The following is an 18,231-nucleotide window of genomic DNA, read 5'->3' as shown; positions in this document are numbered from 1 at the left end:
AGGGTGCAGGCCGGCCGCTCCCCCTCGGTACGAACCCGACCGCTCACGACGTACGGGCCGACACGCTGAGCAACGACACACCGAACAGCTAGACACACCGAACAGCAACACCCACCGATCATCGACCCACCGATCATCGGCGCATCAATCATCAACCCACCAATCATCGACACACCGATCAGCGACACAGCGACACAGGGGGACTGACGCGATGACGGCCGAGCTGGTGCGGGGGCAGAACCATCCGCTCTCCCAGGCCCGTCTGGAGATCCGGGTCTCGGCCGGCCGGCCGATCGTGGCCGCCGCCACGCTCAGCGACGAGCAGGGCACGGTGCACGGGGTGGAGTGGGTGGCCCACCCGGGCTCGCCCACCCTGCCCGGCCTTGAGGTCTCCCGGCAGGCGGCGGCGGACCACCGGCTCGCGGTGGACCTGGACGCCATGCCGGACCCCGTGCACCGGATCCATGTGCTGCTCGGCCTCCCGGTCGGCGTCGGCGGCCCGCTCTCCTTCGGCGCTGTGGCGGCCCCCTTCCTCGCGGTCACCGGCCTCGACGGCACCGAGGTCGCCACGTACACGGTCACCGGCCTGGAGGCCGAGTCCGCCGTGGTCGCCCTGGAGCTGTACCGAAGGCAGGGCGCCTGGAAGGTGCGGGCCGTCGGCCAGGGCTACGCCGGCGGTCTCGCCGAACTGCTCACCGACCAGGGGCTGCCGGAGGCGGCCCAACTGGCCGGCGCGATCAACGACGCGGTGGCCTCGGGCCTCGCCCGCTCGGTCGCGGCACCGCCCCCGCGGACCTCGGACGGCGACCGCACCCGCCAGACGGCGGCCCCGGCCCGCAACCCGGACCAGCAGGGTTCGCCCTACGGCACCTCCCCGGGAGCCCAGCCCACCGGTCCGGGCCGGCCGGGGCAGACCCCGCCCGGCGACCCGTCCACCGTCCCGCCGCGGTCGGCGCCCACCGACGGCCCCATCGACTACAGCCACCCGCGCCGACGGAACACCGCCCCGCCGCCGCCCCCGCCCGCCGCGCCCCCGGCCGCGCCCGGACGGCCCACCCAGCCCGTCGCGGGTGACGCCACCGGCTGGTCGATGGAGGAGCGGCTCTACAACCAGGTGTGGGGCATGTTCGAGGACCTGGCCCGCACCACGGCCTCCTACCGGAGCGCCGCGGACTTCGCCGAGTCGCGGATGGAGAAGGAGCTGGACCAGGTCCTGTCGGACCCGCGCGCCCGCCTAGGGGGCCAGGGCGACGCCGCCCGCGCCGCCGCCCGGGCCAAGCACGATCAGCTGGTCGACCAGGCCCGGCAGTCCCTCGACCGGGACGTGGCCCAGCTCGTCGCGGAGTCCCAAGTGGTCGAACCCGCCCTGCCCGCGGCGTACGCGGGCTGGGACAACCCCGCCTGGCACGCCTACCAGGTCCCCATGGAGCTGCCGATGGCGATGCGCCTCGGGGACCTCCATCTGCCCGAGAGCCCTCAGCTGCGTATCCCGCTGCTGGTCCGGCTGCCGCTGGAGCGCGGGATCTGGGTGGACGCCGGCCGGGCGGGCTCGCCCGACGGCTCGTTCACCGACGCCCACGATCTGCGGCGTCTCGCGATGGAGGCCGCGGTCGCCCACACGGCACGGCTGCTCGCGGTGCACCCGGCGGGCGAGTTCACGGTGCATGTCATCGACCCGGCGGGCTCCGGCGCACAGGCGCTCGCCCCGCTGGTGCGGACCGGTGTGCTGGCCGCCCCGCCGGCCGTCGGCGCCGCCGGGGTCACGGAGACCCTGGGCCGGCTCACCCAGCGGGTGGACCTGGTGCAGATGGCGATCCGCGGCGGAGCCTCCGACGCGCTCCCGCCCGACCTCGACACCGCCCAGCAGTTGCTGGTGGTCAACGACTTCCCGCACGGCTTCGACGACCGGGCCGTGACCCAGCTGCGCTACCTCGCCGACGAGGGTCCCGCCGTGGGGGTGCACCTGATGATGGTCGCCGACCGCGAGGACGCCACGGCCTACGGTCCGCTGCTCGACCCGCTGTGGCGTTCGCTGCTGCGGCTGACCCCGGTGCCCGACGATCATCTGGCCGACCCCTGGGTGGGACACGCCTGGACGTACGAGCCGCCGCTGGTGCCGCCCGACAGCCTGGTGTTCCAGCAGGTCCTCACCCAGGTCGCCACCGCCCGCCGGTCCTGGAACCGCTGACGGCCGCCCCCCACCGGGGCCGTACGCCACACCGTGCAGGGGCAGGGGCGAGGCGGAGGCAGGGACAGAGGCGAGGCGGATGCAGAGGCAGGGGCCGTGGCGGCCCGTGGCCACCTCACGTCAAGCCCCGCCGCCGGAACGGCTGAAAACCGTCGCTGCTTTTGCTCAAAGTCGAGCAAAACTCCCCTGACCAGCGAACTTTATGCTTAGTTTACCTAAGGCTTTACCTTTCCTTGGTCGTGGGGGTATGCTTATCTCCATCGGAGGGGAGTACTCCCTGCCAACTGCGGCGTACCCGTCAATACGGATCAGGCCAGATCCCGGGGCGCCGGCCCGCGGCTTCCGTGTGCGTCCTGCGCACGGAGGATCGGGTGGAAGAGACCTCCGGCAGCGACGACGCTGACTGACAGCTTGCCGTTACGTACTGCCGGAGGCGCAGTGGATGTTTCCCTGACCCTATGGGTCCTCACCGTGGTCGGCCTTGCCGCCCTGATCGCAGTCGACTTCTTCATCGGGCGCAAGCCCCATGATGTGTCGATCAAGGAAGCGGGCATCTGGACCATCGTCTGGATCGCCCTCGCCGTCCTGTTCGGACTCGGACTGGCGGTGTTCGGCGGCGGACAGCCCGCCGGTGAGTTCTTCGCCGGATTCATCACCGAGAAGTCGTTGAGCGTCGACAACCTCTTCGTCTTCGTACTGATCATGTCGAAGTTCGCCGTGCCGTCCCAGTACCAGCAGCGCGTGCTGCTGATCGGTGTACTGATAGCCCTGGTGCTGCGCGCGATCTTCATCGCGGCCGGTGCCGCGGTCATCGCCAACTTCTCCTGGGTCTTCTACATCTTCGGTGCGTTCCTGATCTACACCGCCTGGAAGCTCATCCAGGAGGCGCGTGCGGACGAGGACGACGAGGACTGGGAGGAGAACAAGCTCCTCAAGGCGGCCGAGCGCAGGTTCGGCGTGGCCGACCGCTACCACGGCACCAAGCTGTGGATCGAGCGGAACGGCAAGCGCGTCATGACGCCGATGCTGGTCGTCATGCTCGCGATCGGCACCACCGACCTGCTGTTCGCCGTCGACTCGATCCCGGCGATCTTCGGTCTCACGCAGGACCCGTACATCGTCTTCACCGCCAACGCCTTCGCCCTCATGGGTCTGCGACAGTTGTACTTCCTCCTGGGCGGACTGCTCAAGAAGCTGGTCCACCTGAGCTACGGCCTGTCGGTCATCCTGGGCTTCATCGGCATCAAGCTGGTGCTGCACGCACTGCACGAGTCCGGGGTGCACGTCCCGGTCATCTCCACGCCGGTGTCCCTGGGCGTGATCTGCGTCGTGCTGATCGTCACCACGATCACCAGCCTGCGCGCCTCCAAGAAGAAGGCGCTGGAGGAAGCGGCGGAGGCCGAGCAGTCGGGCGGCGACGGCCCGAAGGACAACATCGGCGTCTGACCCGCCCACGGCGTCCGACGACGCCGTACGGTGTGACGTCACCCGTCGTATCCCGAGACGTCGTCCGCCGTCCGCAAGGATGGCGTACGACGGACCCGGGGAGGATCACCACCAGAGCGGCGCCCGGCCCGGCCGGACGCCGCCCCGGTATGTGAACAGTTCATCCAGATTCACGATCGAGCGCAGGAGGAGATGAGGGACCGGCCCCGCAAGGCCGGTTCGGGTCCACGGCGGCGGCAGCCGCCCACGGGCCCGGTGACGGCCCGAGCCCCGGTGCGACGGCCGGAACGCTTCCTCTCGCCGTTCGAGACGCAGGGGAGGCTATGTGCAGCAGCAGCGACCGCAGGACAGACAGAACGACCGGGCGGACCACCACGACCCGCACCGGACGGCCGAGAAACCGCAGGACACGGGCGGTGCGCACCAGAGTGCGAAGGCCGGGGCCCTCTGGCAAGATCGCAGCATGACCGCTCGGTTGAGGCCGCTCGTCACCCAGTGGACATACGCGGTGCCCGTACTCGCGGTCATCCTGCTGGTCTTCACCTGGGGACGCGATCTGTCGGGCGCGGTCGTCGTTCTGGTCACCCTCGTACTGGCCGGATCCGTACTGGCCGCCGTGCACCACGCCGAGGTCGTCGCCCACCGGGTGGGTGAACCCTTCGGCTCCCTCGTCCTCGCCGTGGCCGTGACGATCATCGAAGTCGCCCTGATCGTCACGCTGATGCTGGACGGCGGCGACAAGAGCGCCACGCTGGCCAGAGACACCGTCTTCGCGGCGGTGATGATCACCTGCAACGGCATCGTCGGCATCTGTCTGCTCGCCGCCTCGCTGCGGCACGGCACGGCCGTCTTCAACTCCGAGGGCACCGGCGCCGCCCTCGCCACCGTCGCCACGCTGGCCACCCTCAGCCTGGTGCTGCCGACCTTCACCACCAGCAAGCCGGGACCCGAGTTCAGCGGGATCCAGCTCACCTTCGCGGCCGTGTCGTCACTCGTGTTGTACGGCTTGTTCGTGGCGACCCAGACCGTCAGACATCGGGACTACTTCCTCCCGATCACACGCGACGGCGAGGTGATCGACGCCGACGACCACGCCGACGCGCCCACCTTCCGCACCGCCATGATCAGCCTGAGCATGCTGGGCCTGGCCCTGATCGGGGTCGTCGGGCTCGCCAAGGGCGTCTCGCCCACCATCGAGTCGGGCGTCGAGGGAGCCGGCCTGCCACAGGCCGTCGTCGGTGTGATCATCGCGCTGCTGGTGCTGCTGCCCGAGACCATCGCCGCGCTGCGCGCCGCCCGCCGCGACCGGGTGCAGACCAGTCTCAACCTCGCGCTGGGCTCCGCCATGGCCAGCATCGGCCTGACCATCCCGGCCGTCGCCCTCGCCACGATCTGGCTGTCCGGCCCGCTGGTCCTGGGCCTGGGCGCGACCCACATGGTCCTGCTCGCCCTGACCGTCGTGGTCAGCTCCCTGACCGTGGTCCACGGCCGGGCCACCCCGCTCCAGGGCGGCGTCCACCTGATCCTGTTCGCGGCGTACCTGGTGCTGGCGATGAACCCCTAGTCGAAACCGGCGGCGTACTCCCCTCAGGGAGCGCGGAGGGGGTGGCGCGGACGACCGTCCGCACCACCCCCTCCCTGCCGTCCGCCCCGCCTCACCCCGAGACCGGCTGCGCGGCCTGTTGCACCGGCACGGGCCGGGTCTCCGGCAGCAGGGCGAAGCACACCAGGCTGAACAGCGCGATCCCGGTCAGATACGCGGCCACCCCCCACGGCACCCGGCCCCCCTGCTCGGCGAGGGCGGTCGCCACGATCGGCGTGAGCGCGCCGCCCAGCACCCCGCCGAGGTTGTAGCCCACCGCGGCGCCCGTGCAGCGCACCCGCGGCTCGTACAGCTCGGGCAGATACGCGGCGATCACCGCGAACATCGTGATGAACGCGAGCAACGCGCCGAGGATCCCGAGGAACATCAGCAGCGGCGCGCCGGTCGACAGCAGCGCGACCATCGGGAACATCCACAGGGCCGCCGCCGTGCACCCGGCCAGACACAGCGGCCGTCGACCGTGACGGTCCCCGAGAACGGCCACCACCGGTGTCAGGGAGCCCTTGACCAGGACCGCGGCCATGATGCAGGCCAGCATCACGGTACGGCTGACACCGAGCCGCTCCGTGGCGTACGACAGCGACCAGGTCGTCACCGCGTAGAAGATCGCGTATCCGACCGCCAGCGCCCCGGCCGTCAGCAGGACCAGCCGCCAGTGATCACGCGCGACCTCGACCAGTGGTACCCGCGCGCGCTCGTCCATCGCCAGGAACTGCGGGCTCTCCGCGAGCGACGAACGCAGCCACAGCCCCGCGAGCGCCAGCGCCCCCGCTGCCCAGAACGGGATCCGCCATCCCCAGGCCGCGAACTGCGCGTCGGAGAGCGTCGCGGACAGCGTGAGCATCACCCCGTTGGCGAGGAGGAAGCCCAGCGCGGGTCCGACCTGCGGAAAGCTGGACCATAGTCCGCGGCGTCCGGGAGGCGCGTGCTCGGCGGTCAGCAGCACCGCCCCGCCCCACTCGCCGCCCAGCCCCAGGCCCTGGAGGAACCGCAGCACCAGCAGCAGTACGGGGGCGGCGACACCGATGGTGTCGTACGTCGGGACGAAGCCGACCGCGACTGTGGAGGCGCCGGTCAGCAGCAGCGAGATCACCAGGACCGGGCGTCGTCCCCGCCGGTCCCCGATGTGCCCGAACAGCACCGATCCCAGCGGCCGGGCGACGAATCCGACGGCGAACGTCCCGAAGGCGGCCAGCGTTCCCGCGACCGGCGAGAACGTCGGGAAGAACAGCGGCCCCAGGACCAGCGCCGCCGCCGTCCCGTAGACGAAGAAGTCGTAGAACTCGATGGCCGTCCCGGCGAGCGAGGCCATCGCGAGCCGCAGCATGCCGGGTGGTCTTGCGGTGCGTACATCGTGCATGCCGCGTCAACTAGCCACGGTGACCCGGGGTTACGGGGGCACGTGGTGGCGTGCGGTGGTGTGCGACGCGCTCAGTACATGACGGTGATGCGCCGGGCGGGGCCGTCGACCCGGACCTGACCGCCGTAGGGGATCACCAGCTGTGGATCGGTGTGGCCGAGATCCACGTCGAAGACGATCGGCATGGTCGGGGCATACATGCGCAGGGCGCGCAGTACCGCCTCGCGCTGCCCGGCGGCGTACCGTGCGCCTTCCTCGGGGCTGTGGGGCCGCTCGAAGGACCAGGTCTTGGGGCGGCCCATGAGCAGTGCGGAGAAACGCGCCAGCAGACCGCGCTCACCCATGGTGCGCAGGATCCGGAAGACCTCCTCGGCGCTGGGCAGTTCCTCCGAGGTCTCCAGGAACAGCACCCCACCGTCGTAGGCCGACAGATCAGGGGCGATCTCGCGGTCCGCCATCAGCAGCGGGGCGAGGATCTCCAGACAGCCGCCCCAACTGCGGCCCTCCACCACTCGATCGGCGTTCACCCAGGTCCAGCCGGTGCCCGGCCGGGACTCCGGCTCGGCGTCGAAGGTCGCGGGATCCGCCCAGTCCCGGTCCACGTCGTTCCACCGCTCGGCGGGCCGCAGTTCGTACGGGCCCGAGGTGAACAGGGCGGCGCGCAGCGAGTCGGCGGTCTGCGGGTGCAGGGCGCCCGGCCGGCCCAGTTCGGTCATCACCGAGGCGCCGTGATAGCCGACGATCCCGGTGCGGTGCAGAAAGGCGAGCAGGTTGGTGTTGTCGCTGAAGCCGAAGAACGGCTTCGGACGGGCCCTGATCAACTCCCGGTCGAGCAGAGGCAGTACGGTGATCTGGTCGTCCCCGCCGATCGACGCCATGACCGCCTTGATGTCGGGGTCCGCGAAGGCCGCGTGGAGATCGTCCGCGCGCTCCTGAGGCGTCGAGCCCGTCTTCCGGGTCGCCGGATACTCGACGGGCTCCAGCCCGAAGTCCTCCCGCAGCCTCTTGAGGCCCAGCTCGAAGGGGAGCGGAAGGAGACCGGGCAGCCCGGAGGAGGGCGAGACGACGGCGATCCGGTCACCGGGCACGGGCTTCTCGGGAGTGACGGGGGGAACAGTTCTGCCGGGCCTGTCGGGCCTGTCGGGTGTGATCATTTCGCGAGGATACGAGGGCTGCCCGAGCGGCGCACCGTGATAAACCGGGTCCCGAGACCCACCGGGGCCGAGCAGCGGTTCCGGCGGACGCATCCGCGCGACCGGACCGGAGGAACCGTGCCCCGCAGCCTGGCCAACGCCCCGATCATGATCCTCAACGGCCCGAATCTGAACCTGCTCGGGCAGCGCCAGCCGGAGATCTACGGCTCCGACACGCTGGCCGACGTCGAGGCCCTGTGCGCCGAGGCCGCGGCGGCCCACGGCGGCACGGTGGACTTCCGCCAGTCCAACCACGAGGGCGTACTCGTCGACTGGATCCACGAGGCCCGGCTGAACCACTGCGGCATCGTGATCAACCCCGCCGCCTACTCGCACACGTCCGTCGCGCTCCTGGACGCCCTCAACGCCTGCGACGGTCTGCCGGTGGTGGAGGTCCACATCTCCAACATCCACCAGCGGGAGGCGTTCCGGCACCACTCCTACGTCTCCCAGCGGGCGGACGGGGTGATCGCGGGGTGCGGGGTGCAGGGGTATGTGTTCGGCGTGGAGCGGGTCGCCGCGCTGGCGGGCGCGTAGCCCCGGGCGGCAGCCGGCCCGCCCCCGGGGTGTGGTTCTGGGGTCTGCTCCCGGGGTGTGCCCCTCCGGAGGGTGGTCCAGGGTGGTCCCGGAGGGTGGTCCGGCGTCACCACCCGCGCGCGTGCCACTCCGGAAGGTGGGGGCGCTCGGTGCCCAGGCTGGTGTCGTCGCCGTGGCCCGGATAGACCCAGGTCTCGTCCGGCAGCACGTCGAAGATCTTCGTCTCCACGTCGTGGATGAGGCTGGCGAACGCCCGGGCGTCCTTACGCGTGTTGCCCACACCCCCCGGGAACAGGCAATCCCCCGTGAACACATGGGGATGACCGTGCGGGTCGTCGTAGACGAGCGCGATCGAGCCGGGTGTGTGGCCGACCAGATGGCGCGCGGTCAGCCGCACATGCCCCACGGTGATCGTGTCGCCGTCGTCGACCAGGACGTCCGTCGGTACGGGGATGCCCTCGGCGTCGTCGCGGCCCGCGTAGGTGCGGGCGCCGGTGGCCTCGACCACCTCGGCGAGCGCCTGCCAGTGATCGCCGTGCTGGTGGGTGGTGACGACGGACGCGATGCCGTCGTCACCGATCGTGCCGAGGAGCGTACCGGCGTCGTTCGCCGCGTCGATCAGCAACTGCTCGTCCGTGGCCCGGCAGCGCAGCAGATAGGCGTTGTTGTCCATCGGACCGACCGCGATCTTGGTGATGATCAGGTCCTTCAGCTCGTGCACATCCGCCGGGCCGCCGACCGTCACCTGTCCCCTGTACGTCATGCCGGCCAGTCTAGGGCGGGGCAGTGACAGGGGAGGGGCGGACCGTGAAGGCGAGCGAGGCTGTCGGACGTCGCCTACCGGTGCCGAGGCTCCCAGGGCGGCGGCGACGCCTCTTGCAGCGGCGGAAGACGCCTTGCACGGTGGCAGCGTCCTACAGCGGCGGCAGCGCGGGGAGTGCCCCGCCCGTCACCGTGAGGGCGGTGCCCTCGCGGCGGCCGGCCAGCCAGCCGAGGAGGTCGGCGGGCGGACCCGTGACGGTGATCTCCTTGGTGATCTCCGCAGCCCCGGCCCCTCCTGCCGCCCCGGTCTCCTCCGCCACACCTGCCTCTCCTGTCCCTCCTGTGTCCCGTGTCTCTCCTGTGTCCCGTGTCTCTTCCGTCCGCCGTCCCGTGCGCCACGCGCGCGTACCGTCGGTCAGCCGGGTCGGCGGCACGTCCGGGTGCCCGGCGAAGCGGTCGGCGAGGAACGCGATCTCCCGCTCGGTGAACTCCTCCGGGAGATCCTCCAGCTCGTAGCCGATACCCAGGTCCACGTGGTGCAGCTCGACCTCGACCCAGCGCCGGAACGGCACCCGGGACGCGGAGTCGGTGACGCCGTTGCGCAGCTCCACCGTGCGTGACCAGTCGGCGGGGACCGCGGCGACGTCCCGCATCCGGGCCGCGGTGTCGCGCACATCGGCGACCTGGACGTCCAGGGGGCGCGGCGCGTCCCGCTCGATGTCGGCATCCCGGGCCCGGGCGGAGACATACATGGGACGCCCTTGCAGAACATTCACCAGGGCGTCCGCGTTGCGGGCGAGGTGGGCGAGGACGTGGCCGCGGGTCCAGCCGGGCAGCCGTGACGGTTCTGCCGTGGAAGCGTTGTCCAGTGCGGCGACCGCGCTGAGCAGCCGCTCCGTCGCGTCCCGTACAGAGGCCAGGTCACGCACGTGATCAGTCATGGGACCGACCCTAATCCCGCCACTCCTTCGGGTGAAGGTGGCTCTCTCAGGCCGTAAATCGAATACACGTGCTATAAGGTCGTCCGTGGCGTCGGGCATGCTGGATGGCTGGGGATTGTTATGCAACCCGGAATCCGACCGGCGTTGTCAGTGGCTCCCCCTAGTCTGAGAAAGACGGGGGCCTCGCCCCTGTCACTTCTCTCAAGAAAGGTGCGGACCGGCGTGGCCGACCGTCTCATCGTCCGTGGCGCGCGCGAGCACAACCTGAAGAATGTCTCGCTCGACCTGCCTCGCGACTCGCTCATCGTCTTCACGGGCCTGTCCGGGTCGGGCAAGTCCTCCCTGGCCTTTGACACCATCTTCGCCGAGGGCCAGCGCCGGTATGTGGAGTCGCTCTCCTCGTACGCCCGCCAGTTCCTCGGCCAGATGGACAAGCCGGACGTCGACTTCATCGAGGGACTGTCCCCGGCGGTCTCCATCGACCAGAAGTCCACCTCGCGCAACCCGCGCTCCACGGTCGGCACCATCACCGAGGTCTACGACTATCTGCGCCTCCTCTTCGCGCGCATCGGCAAGCCGCACTGTCCCGAGTGCGGGCGGCCCATCTCGCGCCAGTCGCCGCAGGCCATCGTGGACAAGGTCCTGGAACTGCCGGAGGGCAGCCGCTTCCAGGTGCTGTCGCCGCTGGTGCGTGAGCGCAAGGGCGAGTTCGTGGACCTCTTCGCCGACCTCCAGACCAAGGGCTACTCCCGCGCGCGGGTGGACGGCGAGACCATTCAGCTCTCCGAGCCGCCCACGCTGAAGAAGCAGGAGAAGCACACCATCGAGGTGGTCGTGGACCGTCTCACGGTGAAGGACTCCGCCAAGCGTCGGCTCACCGACTCCGTGGAGACCGCCCTCGGCCTGTCCGGCGGCATGGTCGTCCTGGACTTCGTGGACCTCCCCGAGGACGACCCCGAGCGCGAGCGCATGTACTCGGAGCACCTGTACTGCGCGTACGACGACCTGTCCTTCGAGGAGATGGAGCCCCGCTCCTTCTCCTTCAACTCGCCCTTCGGCGCCTGCCCCGACTGCACGGGTATCGGCACACGCATGGAGGTCGACCCCGAGCTGATCGTCCCCGACGAGGACAAGAGCCTCGACGAGGGTGCGATCCACCCCTGGTCGCACGGACACACCAAGGACTACTTCGGCCGGCTGATCAGCGCCCTCGCGGACGCGCTCGGATTCCGTACGGACATCTCCTTCGCGGGCCTGCCCCAGCGCGCGCGCAAGGCCCTGCTGTACGGCCACAAGACCCAGATCGAGGTGCGCTACCGCAACCGGTACGGCCGCGAGCGGGTCTACACCACACCGTTCGAGGGCGCAGTCTCCTTCGTCAAGCGGCGGCACAGCGAGGCCGAGTCCGACGCCAGCCGTGAGCGCTTCGAGGGCTACATGCGGGAGGTGCCTTGCCCCACCTGCCAGGGCACCCGCCTGAAGCCGATCGTCCTCGCGGTCACGGTCATGGGGAAGTCGATCGCCGAGGTCTCGGCGATGTCGATCAGCGACTGCGCGGAGTTCCTGGGCGAGCTGAAGCTCAACGCCCGTGACAAGAAGATCGCCGAGCGCGTGCTGAAGGAGGTCAACGAACGGCTGCGCTTCCTGGTCGACGTCGGCCTGGACTACCTCTCGCTGAACCGCGCCGCGGGCACCCTCTCCGGCGGCGAGGCCCAGCGCATCCGCCTCGCCACCCAGATCGGCTCCGGACTCGTCGGCGTGCTCTACGTCCTGGACGAGCCCTCCATCGGTCTGCACCAGCGCGACAACCACCGGCTGATCGAGACGCTGGTCCGGCTGCGCGACATGGGCAACACGCTGATCGTCGTGGAGCACGACGAGGACACCATCAAGGTCGCCGACTGGATCGTGGACATCGGCCCCGGCGCCGGTGAGCACGGCGGCGAGGTCGTGCACAGCGGCTCGCTGAAGGAGCTTCTCGCCAACGAGAAGTCGCAGACCGGGCTGTATCTGGCGGGCCGGAAGGCCATCCCGCTGCCCGAGATCCGTCGCCCGCACGACCCGTCCCGGCAGCTCACGGTGTTCGGCGCCCGGGAGAACAACCTCCAGGACATCGATGTGTCCTTCCCGCTGGGCGTGTTCACCGCGGTCACGGGTGTGTCCGGCTCCGGCAAGTCGACCCTGGTCAACGACATCCTGTACACCCACCTGGCGCGTGAGCTGAACGGTGCCAAGAGCGTGCCGGGACGCCACACGCGCGTGGAGGGCGACGACCTGGTGGACAAGGTCGTCCATGTCGACCAGTCGCCCATCGGCCGCACCCCGCGCTCGAACCCGGCGACGTACACCGGTGTCTTCGACCACATCCGCAGACTCTTCGCGGAGACCACCGAGGCGAAGGTCCGCGGCTACCAACCGGGACGCTTCTCCTTCAACGTCAAGGGCGGTCGCTGCGAGAACTGCGCGGGCGACGGCACGATCAAGATCGAGATGAACTTCCTCCCGGACGTCTACGTCCCGTGCGAGGTCTGCCACGGAGCCCGGTACAACCGGGAGACGCTGGACGTCCACTACAAGGGCAAGTCCATCGCCGAGGTCCTGAACATGCCGATCGAGGAGGCCCTGGACTTCTTCGAGGCCGTCCCGTCGATCGCCCGCCACCTGCGGACCCTGCACGAGGTGGGTCTCGGCTATGTCCGCCTCGGTCAGTCGGCCACCACCCTGTCCGGCGGTGAGGCCCAGCGGGTGAAGCTCGCCAGCGAACTGCAGAAGCGATCCACCGGACGCACGGTCTACGTCCTGGACGAGCCGACCACCGGTCTGCACTTCGAGGACATCAGCAAGCTGCTGACGGTGCTCGCCGGTCTGGTCGACAAGGGCAACACGGTCATCGTCATCGAGCACAACCTCGATGTGATCAAGACCGCCGACTGGGTTGTCGATATGGGCCCCGAGGGCGGGGCCGGAGGCGGCCTCGTGGTCGCGGAGGGCACCCCCGAGGCGGTCGCCGGAGTGTCGACCAGCCACACCGGCAAGTTCCTGCGGGAGATCCTCGACCCGGACCGGATCAGCGACGCCGCCCCCATGAAGTCCCCGCGCAAGGCGGCGGCCAAGAGGACGGTCGCGGCGAAGACCGCGGCGAAGCGGACGGCGACCGCCCGCACCACCCGGGCCACCGGGGCGGCGAAGTCGGCGGGAGCGAAGTCGGCGGGAGCGGTGACATCGGCCGGGGCCGTCAACAGCACGGCGTCGAAGAAGGCGGCGGGCGTCACGAAGAAGACGGCGAGTGCTGCCAAGACGGCCGCCTCGAAGACGACGGCCTCGAAGACGACCGCCACGAAGACGACTGCCGCCACGAAGACGACCGCCGCCTCGAAGAAGCCGGCTGCCGCGAAGAAGGCGGCGCGGACTCGGAAGGCGTGAGGCCGAGCGGACCGTGTCACTCGAACCGGTGACATTCGGTGCGGGCGGTGTGCTGCGGGAACTCCCCGCGGCACACCGCCCGTTGTCGATTCAGTGCAGCTCAGAGCCGTTCTGTCCCACCGGCTCGATGAACTGCATGTCCAACTGCACCTTGACAACATCACCGAGTAGTCCGGCCGCGAAGCCCAGCCCGAACTCGCTGCGCCGGATCTCCCCGGTCGCCTCGAAACCGGCGTGCCTGCGCTCGTCCCCGGGAGCGTCGCTCACCCCGCCGAACTCGATGGCGAACGGCACCGGGCGGGTCACGTCCCCGATGGTCACGTCGCCCTCCATCGTCCAGTCCCCGCCCGCGCCGTACACCCGCGTCGAGTGGAACGTCATCGTCGGACGCTTCTCCACGTCCAGCAGATCGGCGGCCCGGGTGTGCGCGTCCCGGTCGGCGTTCCCCGTGTCGATCGAGGCGAGGGCGATCTCCGCGCGGACCCGCACCTCCTCGGCCGTCCGACCGATGTACAACTCGGCCTGTACATCGGCGAACCGTCCACGCACCTTGGCGATCCCGAGGTGGCGGATGGTGAAGTTCACAGCCGAGTGGAGCGGGTCGAGCACCCACTCACCGGGCGACAGGGGCAGGGCGGTGGCGACCGGCGAGCCGGAGCGGTTGTCATCAGTCATGCCCCCACCATCGGGCGGGCCCGCGCCCGGAGGGAGACCGTGCCGATGGTGGTAGTGACAGGGCCACCCTGTGCGGCGGACCGCGTTGTACGTTCGACCGGTGAGCGACATCAACCCACTCGGCGTCTTCCTGCGCACCCGCCGTGAAGCCGTCACCCCGGCCGCGGTGGGACTCCCCGAGGGCCCACGGCGCCGTACCCCGGGGCTGCGCCGGGCCGAGTTGGCGACGCTCGCCGGCGTCAGCGTCGAGTACCTCATCCGGCTCGAACAAGGGCGCGACCGCAACCCCTCGCCGCAGGTCCTGGGCGCGCTCGGGGACGCGCTGCTCCTCAAAGCGCCCGAGCGGATCCTGCTCTACCGGCTGGCCAAGGAGTCCGGTGCCGACAAACTGCTCTGCACCGCCGTCCCGCCGCCCGCGCTGACGGTCCGGCCCACCGTGCGGGTTCTCCTGGACCGGCTGGAGCCCACCCCCGCCGTGCTGGTCAACTGGCTCGGCGACATCGTCGCCCACACGCACGGCTACGAGCGGTTCGCCCGCCCGCTCGGCGTGCTCGACCGGACCGAGGACCGACCGCCGAACCTGGTGCGGTGGGTGTTCACCGACGACCGGGCCCGTGCCGTGTTCCCCGGCTGGGGCCGGGTCGCCGATGAGCAGATCGCCTATCTCCGCAACGAAGTGCCTCGGCACGACCCCCACGTCAAGGCACTGGCGGACGAACTGACGGTCACGGCGGGGGCCGAGTTCACCGACCGGATCGACGCCGTACCGGCGATGCCCGTACGGTCCGGGATCGATCTGGTCGAGCACCCCGAGGCGGGCAGGCTCCGGCTGTCGTTCGAGTCCCTCGCCCTGCCCGACGACGGCCAGCGCCTCGTGGTCCACCTCCCGGCCGACGAGGCGACCGCGCGCGCCCTCGACACCCTCAACGGGCGCACGCCGGGGGCGCTGCGGGCGGTCGGCGGGCGCAACCGTCTGTGACCCGGCCCCGGTCCGGCGCGGGTCAGAACCGGCCCACCTCGGACGCATAGGGCGGCTCCGCTCCCGCGCGGGAGCAGGTGATCGCGGCGGCGCGGGCGGCGAAGCGCAGCAGCCTGGTCCAGCCGTCCCGGCCCAGGGCGGCCAGGGCCGGGACGGAGAGGGCGTCCTGTTCGGACAGCCCGTGGAGCAGGGCGGCGTTGACGGTGTCACCGGCGCCGATGGTGTCGACCACCTCGACCTTCTCGCCGGGGACGGAGTACTCGGAGCCGTCCCGGGTGAAGACGCTCATACCGTCCCCACCATGGGTGACCACCACGGCGGCGGGTCCCTCGGCGAGCCACGCGCGCGGGGTGCCGCCCAGCCAGTGGGCGTCCTCCTCGGAGAGCTTGAGGAGGTCCACGGACGGCAGCCATCCCCGGAACCGGGCGCGGTAGGCGTCGGCGTCGGGGATCAGGACGGCACGGATGTTCGGGTCCAGAGCGGTGAACACGCCTCGGGCGGCGGCGGACCGCAGCAGTTCCTCGTAGGCGGTGGCGCCCGGTTCGAGGACGAGTGAGCAGGTGCCGAAGGAGACGGCGCGGGTGGCGGCGGGAAGCCGGTCGGGGGCGGTGAAGAGGCGGTCGGCGGTGCCGTCCACGTAGAACCCGTAGGCGGCGGAGCCGCCGGCGTCGAGGGTGGCCACGGCGAGGGTGGTGGGCTCGGTGCCGCGTTGCACGGAGGAGACGTCGACACCGGCCCGGCGCAGCCCGTCGAGGAGGGCCTCGCCGAAGGCGTCCCGCGAGACGCGGGAGGAGAAGGCGGTGGGCGAGCCGAGGCGGCCGAGGGCGACGGCGGTGTTGTAGGGGCCTCCACCGAGGGCGGGCCGCAGGGGCGCGAGGGCGCCGGTGTCCTGGGGCACCAGATCGATCAGGGCTTCACCGGCGACGACGATCACGGGAGGGTTCCTCTCTCGGGCTCCGGGCGGAGGGACGGCTGTGCGGACGGACGGCGCCCGTCGGTACCCGCCCCGATCGGCTCGTCCGGGCAGCCGCAGGAGGTGCGGTGGACGAAGGCGCAGGGGAGACGGACGGTACGGGCGGGGCGGTGCGGGTCGGCGAGACGGTCCAGCAGGATCCGTACGGCCTGGGCGCCGATCTCCTTGCTGGGCTGGGCGATCGCGGTGAGGCGGGGGGAGAAGAGATCCGCCCAGGCGAAGTCGTCGAAGCAGCACAGGGCGAGGTCGTGGGGGACGGAGAGTCCCCGGGCGCGCAGGGTGCGCAGGGCGCCGATGGTCATGGCGTTGTTGCCGGTGACCAGGGCGGTCGGCGGGGTGGGCAGGGAGAGCAGGGTGTCGGTGGCCCGCTCGGCGGCCCGCGAGGTCGAGTCGCCGTGGACGAGGAGACACCCGTCGTGGGGGAGTCCGGCGAGGGTGAGGCCCTCGCGGTAGCCGACGATGCGCTCGCTGGTGGTACTCAGTCCGGGAAGGCCCGCGACCAGGGCGATGCGGCGATGGCCCAGGTCGGCGAGATGGGTGACGAGCCGGCTCATGGGCTCGGTGTTCTCGGCGCAGACCTGGTCGAAGCGGGGGCCGGCGGGACCGGGGTCCTCGGTGTCCCTGCGGTCCTCAGGGTCCCTGGTGTCCCTGGGGTCTCTGGTGTCCCTGGGCTCCCCGGGGTCGCTGTGGGCCGTGGGGGAGTGGACCAGGCGGTCCAGGAGGACGGTGGGGACGTTGTGGCGGAGGAGATGGGCGAGGGCCGCGTGCGGGTCGGCCGAGGGGGCGAGGATCAGGCCGTCCACGCGGCGTTCGTGCAGCAGCCGGACGACCTTGCGCTCATGGTCGGGGTCGTCGTGCGGATCGGCGATGAGCAGGCTGTAGCCGTGTTCCAGGGCCGCGGCCTCGACGCCCTGGAGGATCTCCGTGAAGTAGGGGTTGCTGATCGCCGACACGGCGAGCCCGATGGAGCGGGTGCGGGAGGTCACCAGGGAGCGGGCCAGGGTGTTGGGGGTGTAGCCGAGTTCCTCGACGGCGTCCAGGACGGCCTGGCGGGTGTGGGGGAGGACGGGGCGGGTGCCGTTCAGGACATGGGAGACCGTCGCCACGGAGACACCCGCGCAGCGCGCCACATCGGCCATCGTCGCCATGGTGCCGTCCCCCTCCGGGATGTCCGATCACGCCGTCGAGCCGTCGAGCCGTCGAGCCGTCGAGCCGTCGAGCCGTCGAGCCGTCGAGCCGTCGAGCTGTTGAGTTGCCGAGCCGCCAGCCGCCAGCCGCCAGCCGCCAGCCGCCGAGCCGCCGCCCGCCGACTCTGCGCGCCGCCGAGCTGCCGCCGAGCCGGGCTCGTCACGTCGGCTCCTCACCTCGGCTCGGCACGCTGTTCAGGCCCGGAACGTATCCCATCCCGGCCCCCGCGTAAACGCTTGCGCAAGCGTTTACGCCACCCGGCGGGCCCTTCCCGCGCCTCTCCCTGCTCCCCGCGCCTCTCCCTGCTCCCCGCGCCTCTCCCTGCTCCCCGCGCCTCTCCCTGCTCCCCGCGCCTCTCCCTGCTCCCCGCGCCTCTCCCTGCTTCCCGCGCCCCCTCGGCCCGACGTCGGGCCGTACCCCCGCCCTCCGGCCCTCTGACCGTCGGTTATCGTCGTCCCGCACCGCTCGAACACCCGCACGTGGAGACCTCATGCCCGGCACCAGTCCCTCAGCGAGCCGTCGTACCGTTCTGCGGGGAGCGGTGGTCGCGCCGGTCGCGGCGGGGCTGGGGACGGCCGCCTGCTCGCCCGGGGACAAGGGGGCGAGGCCCGCCACGCCGACCGGGCCGGTGGAGGTCGGGGCGGAGGGCGAGGTCGCGAGCGGCGGGGCCGCGTTCTACCGGGACCACAACGTGGTCGTCAGCCGGTCCTACGACGGCGCGATGACGGCGTACGGCACGGTGTGCACGCACGCGGGCTGCGCGATCCACAAGATGGAGGGGACGCGGCTGATCTGCCCCTGCCACGGCAGCGAGTTCGACGCGATGACCGGTGAGGTGCTGGAGGGCCCGGCCACCGTGGCGTTGCCGAAGCTGTCCGTACGCGCGGAGAACGGACGACTGGTGGTCGGGCCGGACGCCTAGCTATAGCCAGGGCCTGTCGTTCGGATCAGCCCGGTCGGCGT

The 18,231-nt window shown here is 71.0% G+C and carries 14 protein-coding genes; 7 read left to right on the top strand and 7 right to left on the bottom strand.

From position 1 onward, the window contains the following. Positions 1-211 precede the first annotated feature (211 nt). The 3 genes from ACIQNG_RS27375 (at position 212) to ACIQNG_RS27365 (ending at position 5,198) form a co-directional block, all read left to right on the top strand. A complete protein-coding gene (locus tag ACIQNG_RS27375) occupies positions 212-2,188 on the top strand; it encodes a TerD family protein (RefSeq protein ID WP_401488645.1) in 1,977 nt (658 codons plus the stop codon). A gap of 438 nt (positions 2,189-2,626) precedes the next feature. Beyond that, the gene (locus ACIQNG_RS27370; protein WP_401427389.1) at positions 2,627-3,634 is read left to right on the top strand and encodes a TerC family protein; all 1,008 of its coding nucleotides are present in this window, start codon (positions 2,627-2,629) and stop codon (positions 3,632-3,634) included. Positions 3,635-4,097: 463 nt separating this feature from the next. Next, positions 4,098-5,198: a calcium:proton antiporter gene (locus ACIQNG_RS27365; RefSeq protein ID WP_401488643.1), complete on the top strand. Its 1,101-nt coding sequence runs from the start codon at positions 4,098-4,100 to the stop codon at positions 5,196-5,198. A gap of 91 nt (positions 5,199-5,289) precedes the next feature. Here ACIQNG_RS27365 and ACIQNG_RS27360 read toward each other — a convergent pair whose 3' ends face one another. Together ACIQNG_RS27360 and ACIQNG_RS27355 are read right to left on the bottom strand one after the other, a co-directional pair. Beyond that, positions 5,290-6,597, bottom strand: coding sequence for an MFS transporter (locus ACIQNG_RS27360; protein WP_401427395.1), 1,308 nt, complete (start codon positions 6,595-6,597; stop codon positions 5,290-5,292). 71 nt (positions 6,598-6,668) lie between these two features. Continuing rightward, positions 6,669-7,751, bottom strand: a complete 1,083-nt coding sequence (locus tag ACIQNG_RS27355; protein ID WP_401488641.1) for a S66 peptidase family protein — start codon at positions 7,749-7,751, stop codon at positions 6,669-6,671. 117 nt (positions 7,752-7,868) lie between these two features. Here ACIQNG_RS27355 and aroQ point away from each other — a divergent pair, with 117 nt between their 5' ends. Beyond that, positions 7,869-8,327, top strand: coding sequence for a type II 3-dehydroquinate dehydratase (gene aroQ / locus ACIQNG_RS27350; protein ID WP_401488639.1), 459 nt, complete (start codon positions 7,869-7,871; stop codon positions 8,325-8,327). 106 nt (positions 8,328-8,433) lie between these two features. On the opposite strand, the gene ACIQNG_RS27345 is transcribed toward aroQ, so the two are convergent. Together ACIQNG_RS27345 and ACIQNG_RS27340 are read right to left on the bottom strand one after the other, a co-directional pair. After that, on the bottom strand, positions 8,434-9,090 hold the full coding sequence (locus ACIQNG_RS27345) for an MBL fold metallo-hydrolase (protein WP_401427403.1): 657 nt from the start codon (positions 9,088-9,090) through the stop codon (positions 8,434-8,436). A gap of 151 nt (positions 9,091-9,241) precedes the next feature. Next, the gene (locus ACIQNG_RS27340) at positions 9,242-10,030 is read right to left on the bottom strand and encodes a maleylpyruvate isomerase family mycothiol-dependent enzyme (protein WP_401488637.1); all 789 of its coding nucleotides are present in this window, start codon (positions 10,028-10,030) and stop codon (positions 9,242-9,244) included. Between the two features lie 222 nt (positions 10,031-10,252). On the opposite strand from ACIQNG_RS27340, the gene uvrA reads away from it, so the two are divergent. Then, entirely contained in the window at positions 10,253-13,453 is a 3,201-nt protein-coding gene (gene uvrA, locus ACIQNG_RS27335) for an excinuclease ABC subunit UvrA (protein ID WP_401488636.1), read from the top strand. 90 nt (positions 13,454-13,543) lie between these two features. On the opposite strand, the gene ACIQNG_RS27330 is transcribed toward uvrA, so the two are convergent. Further along, a complete protein-coding gene (locus ACIQNG_RS27330) occupies positions 13,544-14,128 on the bottom strand; it encodes a YceI family protein (protein WP_401488634.1) in 585 nt (194 codons plus the stop codon). A gap of 100 nt (positions 14,129-14,228) precedes the next feature. Here ACIQNG_RS27330 and ACIQNG_RS27325 point away from each other — a divergent pair, with 100 nt between their 5' ends. After that, the gene (locus ACIQNG_RS27325) at positions 14,229-15,107 is read left to right on the top strand and encodes a helix-turn-helix domain-containing protein (RefSeq protein WP_401488632.1); all 879 of its coding nucleotides are present in this window, start codon (positions 14,229-14,231) and stop codon (positions 15,105-15,107) included. Between the two features lie 22 nt (positions 15,108-15,129). On the opposite strand, the gene ACIQNG_RS27320 is transcribed toward ACIQNG_RS27325, so the two are convergent. Together ACIQNG_RS27320 and ACIQNG_RS27315 are read right to left on the bottom strand one after the other, a co-directional pair. Continuing rightward, on the bottom strand, positions 15,130-16,041 hold the full coding sequence (locus ACIQNG_RS27320; protein ID WP_401427410.1) for a carbohydrate kinase: 912 nt from the start codon (positions 16,039-16,041) through the stop codon (positions 15,130-15,132). Further along, positions 16,038-17,228: a LacI family DNA-binding transcriptional regulator gene (locus ACIQNG_RS27315; RefSeq protein WP_401488629.1), complete on the bottom strand. Its 1,191-nt coding sequence runs from the start codon at positions 17,226-17,228 to the stop codon at positions 16,038-16,040. Before ACIQNG_RS27315 ends, ACIQNG_RS27320 begins: the two co-directional genes overlap by 4 nt. A 530-nt stretch (positions 17,229-17,758) precedes the next feature. Between ACIQNG_RS27315 and ACIQNG_RS27310 the strand changes: the two genes are divergently transcribed. Further along, positions 17,759-18,190: a Rieske (2Fe-2S) protein gene (locus tag ACIQNG_RS27310; protein WP_401488628.1), complete on the top strand. Its 432-nt coding sequence runs from the start codon at positions 17,759-17,761 to the stop codon at positions 18,188-18,190. Positions 18,191-18,231 lie beyond the last annotated feature (41 nt).

Source organism: Streptomyces sp. NPDC091377 (assembly GCF_044757045.1).
GTDB lineage: Bacteria > Actinomycetota > Actinomycetes > Streptomycetales > Streptomycetaceae > Streptomyces.
This window is presented reverse-complemented; position numbering and strand designations above follow the sequence as displayed.